The organism is Terriglobales bacterium (genome assembly GCA_035651995.1).
In the GTDB taxonomy this organism is placed as follows: Bacteria; Acidobacteriota; Terriglobia; order Terriglobales; family Acidobacteriaceae; genus DASRER01.
In genome coordinates, this window is the sequence record DASRER010000022.1 from 234,867 (window position 1) to 250,516 (window position 15,650).

The window sequence follows — 15,650 nt, forward strand, 5'->3', positions numbered from 1 at the left end:
TCCGTCACCGTCCATTTTCATGATCAGCACCAAACTCTATTACCTGCTGAAGCCGCTGCTGCCGTGGCATGTGCGCATGTACTTGCGGCGCTTGCGGGCGCGCCACCGGCGGTCGCTCTTCACGGGCGTTTGGCCCATCGACCCTCGCGCCGGCGTTGTTCCGCCGGGTTGGCCCGGATGGCCGGAGGGGAAGCAGTTCGCGCTCATCCTGACGCACGACGTGGAGCGCCGCAAGGGTTACGAGCGCGTGGAGCGCCTCGCCGAGATCGAGGCGCGCTACGGGATGCGATCGTCGTTCAACTTCGTTTCCGAGGGCGACTACCGCGTGAGCGACCAGGTATGCGCGGCGCTCCAGCGGGCCGGATTCGAAGTTGGGGTGCACGGCCTCCAGCACGACGACAAGCTTTACAGCTCCAAGCGAAATTTTGCCGAGCGCGCGGCGCGCATTCGCGAGTACGCGCGCCGATGGAACGCCACCGGTTTTCGCTCACCGTTCATGCAGCACAAGCTCTCCTGGCTGCATGAGTTGGGCCTGGAGTACGACGCGTCTACTTTCGACACCGACCCGTTCGAGCCGGAACCGGACGCGGTCGGCACGATCTTTCCGTTCTGGGTGCCCGGCCGGAACGGCGACGGCTTTGTTGAGCTGCCCTACACCCTGGCCCAGGACTTCACGCTCTTCAAGGTGCTGGGCGAGTCCACCATCGACATCTGGAAGCACAAGCTGGCCTGGGTGGCCGAGCATGGCGGGATGGCGCTGCTCAACACGCATCCTGACTACATGCAGATGGAAGGGAAGCAGCCTTCGCGTGACGAGTATCCGGTTGCGCTCTACGAAGAGTTTCTGGATCACGTGCGCACACGGTACGAGGGCCGGTTTTGGTGCGCCGTGCCGGGCGACGTGGCGCGCTACTACTGTTCGACGCTTCCCACGCACCAGCGCAACTCACGCAAGAAGATCTGCATGGTGTCGCACAGCGTGTACGAGAGCGACAATCGCATTCGGCGCTACGCGGAAGCGCTGGCCGGCCGAGGTGACCGCGTCGACATCATTGCTCTAGCGGGCAGCGATTCGATGCTGGACACAACCCAGCTGTGCGGCGTGAACGTGCATCACATTCAATTTCGTAAACGGAACGAGCGCAGCAAATGGGCGTACGCCACGCAGCTGCTGCGTTTCTTCTGGGCGGCGGCGCGCAAGCTGCGCGAGCTGCATTATCACGTGGGTTTCGACCTGATCCACGTGCATAACATTCCGGATTTCCTGGTCTTTGCCGCATGGTATCCGCGCCTGACCGGCGCCAGGCTGATTCTCGACATTCACGACGTCGTTCCCGAGCTGTTCTCCAACAAGTTCAACGTGCCGCAAACGAACTTTTACATTCGCATGCTGAAGGCGATCGAGCACGCGTCGTGCGCGTTCGTGGACCACGTGATCATCGCCAACGATCTGTGGTTCGAGAAGGTGGTGGCGCGCTCAGTGCCGCGAGCGAAGTGCTCGGTCTTCCTGAACCACGTGGATCGCACCAAGTTTTACCGCCATACGCGCAAGCGCAACGACGGAAAGTTCATCGTGATCTTTCCCGGCACGTTTCAGTGGCACCAGGGACTCGATATCGCGGTCCGCGCCTTCGCTCGCGTCCGCGAAAAAGTGCCCAACGCGGAATTCCATTTGTACGGCGGCGGAGGTGGTGGCGATCGCCAGGCGGAACTTCAGGCGCTGGCAAGGGAGTTGGGCGTCGGCGAGTATGTGAAGTTTTTTGGCAGCCGCCCGCTGGAGGAGATTGCCGACGTCATCGCCAACGCCGATCTCGGCGTAGTGCCCAAGCGCGCCGACTCATTCGGCAATGAGGCATACAGCACCAAGATCATGGAATTCATGTCGCAGGGAATTCCGGTCGTGGCTTCGCGCACCAAGATCGATCAGTTCTACTTCGACGACTCGGTCGTCCGCTTTTTTCCTTCAGGCGACGACAAGGCAATGGCCGATGCGATGCTCGAAGTGATCGTGAATCCCGCTGTGCGCCAGAGTTTGATCGCTAACGGTGAAGAGTACGTGCGCCACAACAGCTGGGAAGAGCGGAAGGCCGACTATTTGAATCTGGTTGACCGCCTCACGACGGAAGACTTTGTCGGCCTGCGGGAAACGGCCGAAGCCGCCGCCGGCGCCAGCGGTGACGACTAGTCCCGGCGGCTTAGCAATTCATAGTGGCCTGCGCCGGACAGTAACCAGCTGTTGGTTACCGTTGAAACTTGCCTCTGATTGTGAGCTTGGGCTATTTTGGGATGAGTAACGTGATCGCCGGATCGGCCCGCTCAGGCAGTCTAAGCAAAACAATCTACAGCTAGTTATCATTTGATCGGGGCCTGCGGTTTTCCTACGGGAGCGCTATGAAAGTACTGTTGACCGGGCACAAAGGCTATATCGGCGCCGTGGCAGCGCCCATGTTACTCGCCGCCGGCCACGAGGTGGTCGGGCTCGACACCGACCTGTTTGCCGGATGCGACCTGGGCCGCACGCTGCCCGACCTGATTCCCGGCATCCGCAAGGACCTGCGCGACCTGTCGCGATCGGACCTGGCCGGCTTCGACGCTGTGTTTCATCTCGCGGCGTTGTCGAATGATCCGCTGGGCAACCTGGCGCGCGAGCTGACCTACGACATCAATTGGCGTGCTTCGGTGCGACTTGCCGAGCTGGCGAAGGCGGCGGGCGTGAAGCGCTTCGTTTTCTCGTCTTCGTGCAGCACGTACGGCGCGTCGGGCGACGAAATGCTCGACGAAACCGCGCCGCTCGCGCCGGTCACGGCCTACGCCGAGTCGAAGGTGTACGTGGAGCGCGACGTGGCCAAGCTGGCCGACGACAACTTCAGCCCCACCTACATGCGCAACGCCACCGCGTACGGCGCGTCGCCGCGGCTGCGGCTCGACCTGGTGCTGAATGACTTCGTTGCCGCTGCCTACACCACCGGAAAGATCTTCATCAAGAGCGACGGCTCGCCGTGGCGGCCCATCGTCCATATCCAGGACATCATCGGCGCCGCGATTGCCGTGCTGGCTGCGCCGCGCGAGGTCGTGCACAATCAGACGTTCAACGTCGGCCGCAGCGATGAGAACTACCGCATCCGGGAGCTGGCCGATATCGTTCTTCAAACCGTGCCCGGCTCGACCGTGGAATATGCCGCCGGCGGCGGCCCCGACAAGCGCTGCTACCGGGTGACATTCGCGAAGATCAACCGCATGGTGCCGGGCTTCGTTGCACAGTGGACGGCGCGCAAGGGCGCGCAGGAGCTCTACGACGCCTATCGCGCCGCCGGCCTCACGCGCGAAGAAGTTGCCGCCGGCCGCTACACGCGGCTGGTACAGATCCAGAAACTGATGAAATCCGAACAGCTCGATGCGTCACTGCGCTGGACGGCGGCTGCGGCCGCGCCGGCGGTGAGCTGAGAGGCGAGGCCCGAGATGATCTTCACGGAAACCAGGCTGAAGGGTGCGTTCACCATTGACATTGAGAAGCGCGAAGACAATCGCGGTTTCTTTGCCCGCGCATTCTGCCAGAACGAATTTGCCCAGCACGGCCTGAAGCCGGTCATCGCGCAGGGCAACGTGGCGTTCAACGCCAAGAAGGGCACGCTGCGCGGCATGCACTTCCAGTTCCCGCCCAGCGCCGAGACCAAACTGGTGCGCTGCACGCGCGGCGCGATCCTCGACATCATCGTAGACCTGCGGCCCGAGAGTCCAACTTACCTGCAGCACATCGAGGTCGAACTCAGCGAAGACAACTATCGCGCGCTCTATGTTCCGGAGCGCTTCGCGCACGGCTACCAGGCGCTGCGCGACAACACCGAAACCAGTTATCAGGTAGGCGAGTTCTATACGCCGGGCAGCGAGGGCGGGTTGCTGTACAACGATCCGCGCCTCGGACTGAAGTGGCCGCTGCCGATTTCCGTGATCTCCGACAAAGACAAGATGTGGAAGCCTCTGGCTGAACAGGAACAGGAAATGAAGCAACGCATGAGCCTGGAGCCGGCGCGCGTATAGGCGCCGGCCGCCAGGGTAGTGAGAGGTCGTTATGATTCTGGTCGACAGCGCACTCCAAGCCCGCGAAAAAGAAGGCCGTCCCATCCGCGTCGCCCTGATCGGGGCCGGCTTTATGTCGCATGGGCTGGCCAATCACATCGTCAACACCACGCCGGGCATGCGCCTGGTGGGAATTTTCAACCGCAAGCCGGAGCGCGCGGTGGAGTGCTGCCAGTACGCCGGTGTTCGCGACGTTGTCCAGCCGCGCGACCAGCGCGAACTCGATCTCGCCATCCGCGAAGGCAAGACCGTCGCCACCGGCGACGCGTTCCTGCTTGCCCGCTCGGCTGAAGTGGACGTTCTGGTCGACGTGACCGGATCGGTGGAGTTCGGCGCGCGCGTGGCGTTCGAAGCGTTCAAACACCGCAAAGACGTGGTCCTGATGAACGCCGAGATCGACGCCACCATCGGCCCGATCATGCAGAGGTATGCCGACAAGCACGGCGTCATCTTCTCCGCGTGCGATGGCGACGAGCCCGGCGTGCAGATCAACCTCTACCGCTGGGTGAAGGGCCTGGGCCTGACGCCGCGCGTAATCGGCAACATCAAGGGCCTGCAGGATCCCTATCGCAACCCGACCACGCAGAAGGGCTTCGCCGAGAAGTGGGGCCAGAACCCGGCCATGGTCACCAGCTTCGCCGACGGCTCCAAGATCAGCTTCGAGCAGTCGATCGTGGCCAACGCCACCGGCTTCGTAGTCCGTTCGCGCGGCATGTCGCGCGGCATGGACTACAAAGACGACGTGATGAAGATCGGCAAGCTCTACGACATCGATGAAGTTCGCCGGCTTGGCGGCGTCATTGATTATGTCGTCGGCACGCCCCTCACCAAGGTGTACGTGCTGGCCGAGCATCCCGATCCGAAACAGCAGCACTACCTGAGCCTGTACAAGATGGGCGATGGCCCGCTCTACTCGTTTTTCACTCCTTATCACCTCGTCCACTTCGAGGTGCCGAGCGCGATCGCGCGCGTGGCACTGTTCCGCGATCACCTGGCAAGGCCCCTGGGCGGGCCGGTGGTCGAGGTTTGCGCCTGCGCCAAGCGCGACCTCAAGGCCGGCGAAGTGCTCGACGACTACGGCATGTACATGACGTACGGCGAAGCGGTGAATGCCGACGAGATGTGCCGCGAACGCTATCTGCCCGAGGGCCTGGTGGAAGGCTGCGAGCTCAAGCGCGACATTCCGAAAGACGGCGTCCTGACCTACGACGACGTGATCCTGCCACCCAATCGGCTGGCGGATCAGTTGCGCGCCGAGCAGTATCGCGTGTTCCGCGGCGAGACGTGGCTGGAAGAGCGGGTCACCGCGGGCGCGCACGCTTAACCAGCAACAGGGGCCGAACCGGAGAACGTTATGAAGGTCGTTCTATTTTGCGGCGGTCTGGGAATGCGCATCCGCGATGCGGAGGACATTCCCAAGCCCATGGTGCACATCGGCTATCGGCCGATCCTGTGGCACGTGATGAAGTACTACGCCCACTTTGGGCACAAAGACTTCATCCTCTGCCTCGGGTATCGCGCCGACGCCGTGAAGAATTACTTCCTGAATTACAACGAGTGCGCCTCGAACGATTTTGTCCTGTCAGGCGGCGGGAAAGACCTGAAGCTGATCAACAGCGACATTCACGACTGGCGCATCACCTTCGCCGACACCGGCATCAGCTCCAACATCGGCCAGCGCCTGAAGGCGGTCCAGAAATATCTCGAGGGCGAAGAAGAATTCCTCGCCAACTACAGTGATGGCCTGACCGATTTGCCGCTGCCGCAGCAGCTCGATCACTTCCATCAGCACGGCAAAGTGGCCAGTTTCCTGTGTGTGCGCCCGAACCTGAGCTACCACATTGTTTCGCTGCAGGGCGGCAAAGACAGCCTGGTCTCCGGCATTCACCCCATCAACAACGGTTCCATGCGCATCAATGGCGGCTTCTTCATTTTCAAAAAGGAGATCTTCAACTACATCCGCGACGGGGAAGAGCTGGTCATCGAGCCGTTCCAGCGCCTGGCGGCGGAGAAGCGCCTCATCGGCTACGCCTACGACGGCTTTTGGGCAAGCATGGATACGTTCAAGGACAAGCAGCAGCTCGAAGGTTTGTGCAGTAGCGGGACCGCGCCGTGGGAAGTCTGGAAAAGCAACGGTCGCGGTACCAAGACGGCCAAGGCCTCAGACTGAATGCTTCCGCTAAGCCTGCCGCTCGTCGCCGACCGTCCGCTCAAGGTGCTCTGCCTTGGCTCGCATTCTGATGACATCGAGATCGGCTGCGGCGGCGCCGTCCTGGAACTGATCGCCGGCCGAAAGAACTTGCAATTCACCTGGGTCGTGTTCAGCTCCGGCGGCGGCGCCCGCGAAACTGAAGCTCGCGCCAGCGCCGACCTGTTTCTCCAGGGTGTAAGGCAAAAAGAAGTGCTCGTCCACGGATTTCGCGACAGCTTTTTCCCGTCCGACTTCCCGAAAATCAAAGAAACGTTCGAAGAGCTCAAGCGCGTAACGCCCGACCTGGTCCTGACGCACAGCCGCAAGGACGCGCACCAGGACCATCGCGTGGTCGCCGAGTTGACCTGGAACACATTCCGCAACCACCTTGTGCTCGAGTACGAGATTCCCAAATACGACGGCGACCTCGGGCAGCCCAACGTTTTCATGCCGCTGCGCGCCGCGTCGTACCAGAACAAAGTGAACTACCTGATGGAAGCCTTCGCCTCGCAGCGCAGCAAACGCTGGTTCCAGCCCGAAACCTTCATGGGCCTCATGCGCCTGCGCGGCATGGAGTGCAACGCCGAGAGTGGCTACGCGGAGGCGTTCTACGGAAGGAAAGTGACGCTGGGGCTTTAATTTTCCGGCCTCAACCGGGACCCCGTCAACCTGTCGATGGAAAACCTGAAGCAGAAGACGATCAAGGGAGCTCTGGCCAAAATCTGCTCCCAGGGCGCCACTTTCTTCCTGCGCGTCGGCTCGCTCATGGTGATGGCCCGCCTGCTCGAGCCGCGGGACTTCGGCCTGGTCGGCATGGTCACCGCTGTCATTGGTGTCCTGAACCTGTTCAAAGACTTTGGGCTCTCCACTGCTTCGGTGCAGCGCACCAACGTCACCGAAGAGCAGGCCGCGACGTTGTTCTGGATCAACGTGGCGGTAGGCGGAGCCCTGGCGATGATTGCGGCGGCGGCGGCGCCGGTGCTGGCGACGTTTTACCGCGAGCCCAGGTTGGTGCCGGTCACATTGGTCATGGCTTCGGCGTTCCTGTTCAATGCCGCCGGAGTGCAGCACTCGGCGCGCCTGCAACGCGAGATGCGTTTCGTTCCGATCTCCATGATCGAGGGGCTGTCGCTGCTGGTGAGCGTAATCGTCGGTATCGCGATGGCCAAGGTCGGGTATGGGTACTGGTCACTGGTTGTTACAGGGGTGCTTACTCCGCTTCTCTCCACGCTTTCACTCTGGACGTACACCCGCTGGATACCAACGCGCCCGCACCGCAGGTCTGGCATCCGTTCCATGATGCGCTTTGGCGGAACCGTGACCCTGAATGGCATCGTGGTCTATTGCGCATACAACATGGAAAAGGTCCTTCTCGGCCGGTTCCTGGGCGCTGAGACCTTGGGAATCTATGGCAGGTCGTATCAGCTGATCAGCATCCCGAACGAGAACCTGAACTCGGCGGTGGGCGGCGTGACCTTCTCGGCGCTGTCGCGCGTGAAGGACGATCCACCGCGCTTCCGCGCCTACTTCCTGAAGGCGTACTCGCTGCTGCTTGCGCTGACTATTCCCACGACGACTGCTTTTGCCCTGTTCGCCAATGAAATCATCGTGGTGCTGCTCGGGCAGAAGTGGCATGAGAGCGCGCCGATTTTTCGCCTGCTGGCGCCAACCGTGCTCGTATTCGCGCTTATCAATCCTCTGGGCTGGCTGCTCATTTCTCTCGGGAAGGTGGGCCGCAGTCTGAAGGTCGCGCTTGTTCTTGCGCCGGTCGTGATGGCCGGTTACCTCTCGGGCCTGCGCTATGGGCCCACGGGCGTCGCCGCCGGTTATTCGATCGCGATGGCCTTGTGGACGATCCCGCACATGCTCTGGTGCCTGCACGGCACGCCGGTATCGTTTGGTGATCTGGCCCGCACCATCGTTCGTCCGGCGGCCTCAAGCATGATCGCAGCCGGCGCCGCGCTTGCAGTCCAGTTGCTGCTCCACTCCATGGCGCCGCTGCCACGGTTGGTGATCGGCGGGCTCGTGCTTGCCGGTGTCTACCTTTTGGTCCTGCTGCTCGTGATGGGCCAGAAGGCTGTCTATCTCGACTTGATTTCAACTTTGCGGAAAACCGCTCCTGTCACGAGTGGTGCGGCAGCTTCGGCATAACCGGCTTGAAGCTGCTTCGAGCTACAGCAGGCGTCGCCGGCGTTGCGGCGGGGCTGTGGCTGATGCTTACGATGGCTGCTTGCCGCAGCCGGCCGCCCGTCAGGATTTCGTTCGTCCAATCGGCCCCGAGCGTCGAGGCTTACGATTTCGTCGAAGTCGCCGCCAGCGTCGGGTGGCCCCGCTCGGGGAACCCGTTCACCGATGCGGAGTTCAGCGGATGGTTTGAGCGCGCCGACGGCACCGGCCGAGTGCACGTTGACGGTTTCTGTGACTCCGACGACGGCAGCATCTTTCGCGTTCGCTTCATGCCGCCGGTCCCGGGTGAGTATCGGTACTCGGTGCAGTATCGCCAGGGCGGCGCAGCGGCCGATTTCAGCGGCACTTTTCGGGCGGTGGACGGCCATCGGCGCGGGCCGGTTCGCGTCGACTCGCGTTATCCCTGGCACTTCGTCTGGGAGGGGACCGGCGAGCACTACTTCTTCAACGGCACGACGGCGTACTGGTTGATTGGGTGGACCGACGACCACGTTATCGAATCGAGCCTGGAGCGGCTTCACACTCTCAAGGTCAACCGCGTCCGCGTGACAGTCGCCGGCCGCACTGACAGGTTTTTCGGCGAACCGGTCATGGTAGGGAAGAACTGGACGGTGTTCCTCACTCCCTGGCCCGCGAAGGAGCCGGAAGATACGTTTCACCCCAGTTTCGACTTCAGCCGCTTTTACGTGCCGCATTGGCAGAAGCTGGAGCGGGCGCTGCGCTTCGCCCGTGAGCGCGACATGGTCATCTCGCTCGTCCTCGACATGAACGACAGCCGGACCCATCCCGCCGCCGATAGCGAAGACGAGCGCCGCTTCATTCGCTACGCCGTCGCCCGGCTTTCCGCGTTTTCGAACGTTACCTGGGACCTTGGCGATGACCTCGACACCTATCGGAGCGAGTCCTGGACGCACCGCACCGGCGAGTTCGTATACAAGCTCGATCCATATCATCACCTCGCGACCAGTCATCCCGTGAATCCCGTGCATCAGGACCGCATGGCGGAGTGGTTCGGCTTTACTTCATTCCAGGAGTGGTCACGGCGGCAGCACGTCTTTATGCTCGCTGAACGAAAACGCCAGCAGGAGTTGGGAAGAATCATTCCTCAGACCAATGAAGAATACGGATACGAGGACCACTACCCGACTTGGTCGGCTGGCCTCGGCTCCGACAGCGCCGACGCTTTGCGGCGAACTGCCTGGGACATAGCGATGGCAGGCGGCTATCAGACCACGGGAGAAACCGCCCGCCGGGGCACCAACATTCTTCCCGATACCGGCGGCGGGTGGATGAACGGCCGCGGCGATGACACGATGACCATGCTGCGCGGCTACTCCTACATGGTCGATTTCTTTACCAGCTTCGACTGGTGGAAGGCCGATCCGCACGATGAGCTGGTGAATCCGGGAAACTACTGCCTTGCCGAGCCGGGATCGACCTATGCTGTTTACCTGCCGCATGGTGGCCGGGTCACCGTACGCCTCGGAAGCGGCGCGTACGCCGCCGAGTGGTTCGATCCGGCCACCGGAAATCGAACTGATCTGCCGCCGGCGCGCGGTCCGATCTGGATTTCGCCGGTTGCGCCGGATCAGAACGACTGGGCCCTGCTGTTGCGCAGAAAGAGCGTCCATTGATGGCAGAAGCTCCGCTGGTCAGTGCTGTGATCGCCACCTATAACCGCGCCTACATTGTCGGCGAGGCGATTGACAGCATTCTGGCCCAGACCTATCCGCGCGTGGAAGTGATCGTTGTGGACGACGGGTCGAAAGACGGCACGCCGGCCGTGTTGAGCGAGCGATATGGCGACCGCATCCGGCTCATCTCGCAGAAGAACGCGGGCCCTGCCGCGGCACGTAACCGGGGTGTCCAGGAGGCGCGAGGCGACATCATCACGTTTCTCGACTCCGACGATCTGTGGCTGCCGACGTACATCGAACGGCAAGTATCCGTACTGAACCGCGGCGGCGCGTCCATGCCGTGCTCGCTGTCCAATGCCGACCTGCGCATCGCCAACGAGTCGCGTGGCACGGCATTTCAACTGGCGCGCATGTTTCCCGCGGAGCGTGAAGGCATTTGGCTCAACCCGGCTGACGTGCTCGCCAGCCGCTACGTGATGTTCAACCAGATGGTGGCCATCCGGCGCCAGGTGCTGGAGCGCATCGGCGGCTTCGATACCACGTTCAAATACGGCGAGGACTGTGATCTCGAACTCCGGTTGTCGCTGGAAGGGCCCTGGGGCTTCGTCCGCGATCCGCTGGTGATCTACCGTGAAGGTTCGGCCAACAGCTTCTCGCAGCGCGCCGCCAAAGACGAGGTCGTTCTCAAGCAATGCATCGTGAGTATGCGCGAACGCGCTCTCACTTTCATCGAAGGCAAGCCGCAATTTCGCGCTTGCCGCAAGTACATGCGGTGGGAGCTGAGCCAGATGCGCTTGGAGTTGACCGCCGCCCGGATGGCGGCCAATCCCACCTGGATCAGCGGCCTCACCAGCAAGCTCCTCAGTCTCGGCGTGAAGCTCGGCAAATTCCTGTACCGGCGCTCGCCGTGGTATCCCCGCATGGCGGTCGCCACGCTCCGACCGGCAATATGAGACGCCACACAATTGCAGGCCCTGCGTTGCTGTTCATGGCGGTCCTGCCGCTTGCTGCGGCGCACGCCCAGACCGCGGTCGCCGACGCTAACGCGCGGAAGCCTCTCTATTACCGCGATCCCATGCATCCGTCGTACACGTCCGACAAGCCGGGTAAGGCGCCCGACTGCGGCATGGACCTGGTGCCGGTCTACGCGGACGATGCTGGCGCGAGCAGCCGGCCGGGCACGATTCAGCTGACTGCGCAGCAGCAGAAGCTCATGGGCATTCGCCTGGCGCGCGTCGAAAATTCCACGGGAAGGCGCACCATTCGTACGATCGGCAGGGTCGCGGTTGACGAGACCCGCGTGTTCCCGCTGATCGCGGGCGCCGAGGGCTGGGTGACGCAGATCTTCGCGTCCACAACCGATAGCACGGTCCGCAGAGGACAGCCGCTCGCCGCCGTCTACGGGCGCGATTACACGGCGGCGGAGCGCGCATACATTTACGCGCTGCGCACCGCGGCTAGCCAGTCGGCTGTGTCACAAGCTGACCCCCAGGACACGCCCGCCGCCAACATCAAGGAAGCACGCCTGACGCTCGAGAACATGGGCTTTGGCGAGGAACAGATTGAGCAACTGGCCAGGAGCCACCAAGTGATTCTGAACGTCACGCTTCAATCTCCGGCTGACGGCATCATCATCAAGCGCAACGTCTTTCCTAAACAGAAGTTCGATCGCGGCGCCGAGCTGTTCCGCATCGCCGACCTGAAGCACGTATGGATCGTGGCTGACCTGTTCGGCGATGATGCGGCGCAGGTGCACAGCGGCGCAACCGCGCGGATCTCCATTCCCGGGCGGCCGATGAGCGGCATGCGCGCCACCGTCAGTGAGAGCCTGGCGCCCTACGACGAGGCCTCGCGAACGCTCAAGTTGCGCCTCGAAGCCGACAATCCGAAGCTGGTGCTCCGACCCGACATGGTGGTCGATGTTGAGATATCCACCAGCCTTCGGCCCGGGCTGGTCGTGCCCGCCGGCGCTATCGTCAGTTCAGGTGCGGGCAAAACAGTTTTCGTGCAACGCGGCGATGGTTCCTTCGAAGCGCGGCCGGTGGTCACCGGCTGGCAGACTGCGGCCGAGGTCGAGGTCACACACGGCCTGCGCGAAGGTGAAACGGTCGTCGCCTCCGGCAACTTCCTCCTCGATTCGGAAAGACGCATCGGTCAGGGCGCCTCCCGCCAGCAATGATCAACCGGATCATCGATTTTTCGGCGCGACATCGCCTCCTGATCGTCGCGGGCGCGGTATTCGCCGCGCTCCTGGGCTGGCGTGCGCTCAAGCGCTTCCCGCTCGACGCGCTGCCGGAGCTCGCCGACACCCAGGTGATCATCCACTCCGCCTGGGACCGCAGCCCGGAGGTGATCGATGCCCAGGTCACGTACCCGATCGTTTCCAGCCTGCTTGGCGCGCCGCGCGTCAAGTCAGTGCGCGGAATCTCGGACCTGGGTTCGTCGTTCGTCTACGTTACGTTCGAAGAGGGCACGGACCTTTACTGGGCGCGTTCGCGCATCATCGAATACCTGGCCACCATCCAGCCGCGGCTGCCGGAAGATGTTCGCGTCGAACTCGGGCCGGATGCCACCGCGCTCGGTTGGGTCTTCCAGTACGCACTGGTGGACCGCTCCGGCACTCACCAGCCGGATGAGCTTCGCTCCTACCAGGACTGGTATCTGAAGTACTACCTGAAAGCGATTCCCGGCGTCGCTGACGTCGCGACTGTGGGCGGCTTCGTTCGCCAGTATCAAATCAACCTTGATCCCAATCGGCTGCGCGCCTACGGCATTTCAACCAAGCAGGTCGTCGCCGCGTTGCGGGGAAGCAACAACGAGGCAACCGGCAAGGTCGTGGATTCGGGTGGCGCGGAATTCATCGTCCGCGGGCTCGGCTACGCGCATAACACTGCCGATCTTGAAAACATTCTCGTTGCCACCGCGCCCGACGGCACGCCCTATCGCATCAAGGACCTGGGGCACGTCGCCATCGGCTCAGATTTCCGGCGTGGCGTTGCCGATCTGGATGGAGAGGGCGGAACCGTCTCCGGCATCGTCATCATGCGGCAGGGCCAGAATGCGCTGGAGGTGATCGACCGCGTCAAGCAACGGTTGCGCCAGCTCGAGCCGTCGCTGCCGAAGGGAGTGGAAGTGGTAGCGGTTTACGACCGCTCAGACTTCGTCCGGCGCTCCATCGACAATTTGAACACCACCATCGTCGAAGTGATGTTGACGGTCGCGATCGTGATCCTCGTTTTCCTCTGGCACCCGCCCAGCGCCAGCGTGCCACTGCTGACCATTCCTTTCGCCGTGCTGATCGCGTTCGTGCCGTTCCAGATGCTCGGCCTGAGCGCGAACATCATGTCGCTCGGAGGGATCGCGATTGCGATTGGGGCCATGGTCGACGCTTCCATCGTGATGGTCGAGCAGACGCACAAGAAGCTGGAGGAGTGGGACCGGCTCGGGCGCCCAACCGAGGCCAGCTCGATCGTGCTGCGCGCCGTGAAGCAGGTGGCTCGCCCGAGCTTCTTCGCTTTGATCGTGATTGCCGTCTCGTTCACTCCGGTGCTTTCGCTTCAGGCCGAGGAAGGCCGTCTTTTCAGGCCGCTGGCTTACACCAAGAGTCTCGCCATGCTGATCGCGGCGGTGCTGGCCGTGACTCTGGTTCCCGTCTTGCAGCTCACCTTCATGCGCGCCGAACCGGTAAGCCTGCGACTGCGCTGGCTGGAGGGCATCATCAACCGCCTCTGGGTGGGCAGGATCCATCGTGAGGAGCGGCATCCGCTCACGCGCTGGATGGTGCGCGTCTATGAGCCGATCGTCAGCTGGTCGCTCTGCCACAAGCCGGTGGTCTTCGGAACAGCGCTGTTGATGGTGGCCCTGACGATCCCGGTCTGGATGCGGCTGGGCGCCGAATTCATGCCGCCGCTCGATGAAGGGGTTCTGCTCTACATGCCGACCACGATGCCCGGGATTTCGGTCGGCCAGGCGGAACAGCTGCTCACCGCCACCGACCGTACGCTGCGGGAATTTCCCGAGGTGGAGCGCGTGCTCGGGAAAGCAGGACGCGCCGATACGGCCACCGATCCGGCGCCGCTCTCCATGCTGGAGACGCTGGTGGTGCTGAAGCCCGCCAGCCAATGGCCGCGCGTGCCCCGCTGGTATTCCTCGTGGGCGCCGGGATGGCTCAAGCCCGTACTCAGCCGCTTCGCGCCGGAACACGCTTCGCGCGAAGAACTCGTTCGCCGGATGGACCAGGCGCTGAAGCTGCCCGGGCTCGCGAATGCATGGACCATGCCCGTCCGCGGACGCATTGACATGCTGGCAACCGGCGTCCGAACGCCGGTCGGCCTCAGGATTTCCGGCTCCAACGTCGCGGAAGTCGAGCGCCTCGGCGTCGAAGCCGCCAACCTGCTGCGGTCGGTTCCAAACACACGCGCGGTGTTCGCCGAGCGCGCCGCACAGGGAAATTTCCTCGACGTTCAGTGGGACCTCGCCGCCATGGCTCGGGCCGGCGTGACCATGGAAGACGCACAGTCCACGGTGCGTTACGCGATTGGCGGTGAGAACGTGAGCGTCATGCTCGACGGACGCGAGCGGTATCCCATCAACGCGCGTTACGCCAGCGAGTTTCGCGATAGCGCGCAGAGCATCGAACACGCCCTGGTGCCGGCTGCAAACGGCAGCCGGCAAGTGCCCGTCAGCGAGATCGGGCGTGTCGTGGTAAGCACCGCCCCGGTCATGCTGCGCAACGATGACGGTTTGCTCAGCGAGTACGTCTACGTCGACGTCTCGACCGAAGACCTTTCCGGCTACGTGCGCGAAGGCGATCGCCTGCTGCGCGAAAAGCTGGCGCTGCCGCCGGGATACTCAGCATCCTGGACGGGGCAGTACGAGGCAATCGAGCGCACGCGCCGGCGCCTGTGGAGCGTCGTTCCCATGACGCTCCTGATCATTTTCCTGTTGCTCTATGTCAACACTCGGTCTGTGCTCAAGAGCGCCATCGTCCTGCTCGCTGTGCCGTTTTCCGCGGTGGGAGCGATCTGGGCGCTGTATCTGCTGGATTATCACCTGAGCATCGCTGTCTGGATTGGCCTCATCGCGCTGCTCGGCGTGGACGCTGAAACCGGTGTCTTCATGCTGCTGTATCTCGACGACGCCTACGAGCGCGCCCGCCTCGAATTCGGCAATACTGCCGACGCCCTGCAACGCGCCGTGCTCGAAGGCGCCGCGCGGCGCCTGCGTCCCAAGGTGATGACCGTGGCGACCATGTTCTTCGGCCTGCTGCCCATCATGCTCTCAGCCGGCACCGGTTCCGACCTGATGAAGCGCATCGCCGCCCCCATGATTGGGGGGATTCTTACCTCGTTTGTGCTGGAACTTTGGGTGTATCCGGCGGTGTATCACGCGTGGAAGGTGCGCGCGGTTCGGAACCATGAAATGGCGTCCGCCGAGGTTGAGCTGAATCTCTCATAAGATGTTATAATTCAGATGTTTGCGTAGTAACCAATCCCTCCCCGAACGTAATGCTTCCCCCATCTGGCGCGGTTTACTGCTGGCCAGAGTTGAACTAAGAT

Annotated in this window: 11 protein-coding genes; all 11 read left to right on the forward strand. The window is 62.6% G+C overall.

The features are described 5' to 3' along the window. The first annotated feature begins 19 nt into the window (after positions 1 to 19). The 11 genes from VFA60_09040 (at position 20) to VFA60_09090 (ending at position 15,549) form a co-directional block, all read left to right on the forward strand. Entirely contained in the window at positions 20 to 2,185 is a 2,166-nt protein-coding gene (locus VFA60_09040) for a glycosyltransferase (GenBank protein HZQ91923.1), read from the forward strand. 206 nt (positions 2,186 to 2,391) lie between these two features. After that, complete coding sequence (locus VFA60_09045; protein HZQ91924.1) at positions 2,392 to 3,444, forward strand: SDR family oxidoreductase; 1,053 nt, start codon at positions 2,392 to 2,394, stop codon at positions 3,442 to 3,444. 15 nt (positions 3,445 to 3,459) lie between these two features. Then, entirely contained in the window at positions 3,460 to 4,038 is a 579-nt protein-coding gene (rfbC, locus tag VFA60_09050; protein ID HZQ91925.1) for a dTDP-4-dehydrorhamnose 3,5-epimerase, read from the forward strand. Positions 4,039 to 4,069: 31 nt separating this feature from the next. After that, positions 4,070 to 5,401, forward strand: coding sequence for a Gfo/Idh/MocA family oxidoreductase (locus VFA60_09055; protein ID HZQ91926.1), 1,332 nt, complete (start codon positions 4,070 to 4,072; stop codon positions 5,399 to 5,401). Between the two features lie 30 nt (positions 5,402 to 5,431). Beyond that, on the forward strand, positions 5,432 to 6,247 hold the full coding sequence (locus VFA60_09060) for a glucose-1-phosphate cytidylyltransferase (protein ID HZQ91927.1): 816 nt from the start codon (positions 5,432 to 5,434) through the stop codon (positions 6,245 to 6,247). Further along, positions 6,248 to 6,907, forward strand: a complete 660-nt coding sequence (locus tag VFA60_09065) for a PIG-L deacetylase family protein (GenBank protein HZQ91928.1) — start codon at positions 6,248 to 6,250, stop codon at positions 6,905 to 6,907. Positions 6,908 to 6,943: 36 nt separating this feature from the next. Beyond that, a complete protein-coding gene (locus tag VFA60_09070; protein HZQ91929.1) occupies positions 6,944 to 8,419 on the forward strand; it encodes a lipopolysaccharide biosynthesis protein in 1,476 nt (491 codons plus the stop codon). Positions 8,420 to 8,424: 5 nt separating this feature from the next. Continuing rightward, positions 8,425 to 10,089: a DUF4038 domain-containing protein gene (locus tag VFA60_09075; GenBank protein HZQ91930.1), complete on the forward strand. Its 1,665-nt coding sequence runs from the start codon at positions 8,425 to 8,427 to the stop codon at positions 10,087 to 10,089. Beyond that, complete coding sequence (locus tag VFA60_09080) at positions 10,089 to 11,045, forward strand: glycosyltransferase family A protein (GenBank protein HZQ91931.1); 957 nt, start codon at positions 10,089 to 10,091, stop codon at positions 11,043 to 11,045. Before VFA60_09075 ends, VFA60_09080 begins: the two co-directional genes overlap by 1 nt. Continuing rightward, positions 11,042 to 12,271 (forward strand): efflux RND transporter periplasmic adaptor subunit, encoded by a 1,230-nt coding sequence (locus tag VFA60_09085; GenBank protein ID HZQ91932.1) that lies wholly within the window; start codon positions 11,042 to 11,044, stop codon positions 12,269 to 12,271. Before VFA60_09080 ends, VFA60_09085 begins: the two co-directional genes overlap by 4 nt. Beyond that, positions 12,268 to 15,549 (forward strand): CusA/CzcA family heavy metal efflux RND transporter, encoded by a 3,282-nt coding sequence (locus VFA60_09090; protein HZQ91933.1) that lies wholly within the window; start codon positions 12,268 to 12,270, stop codon positions 15,547 to 15,549. Before VFA60_09085 ends, VFA60_09090 begins: the two co-directional genes overlap by 4 nt. The last annotated feature ends 101 nt before the right edge of the window (positions 15,550 to 15,650 follow it).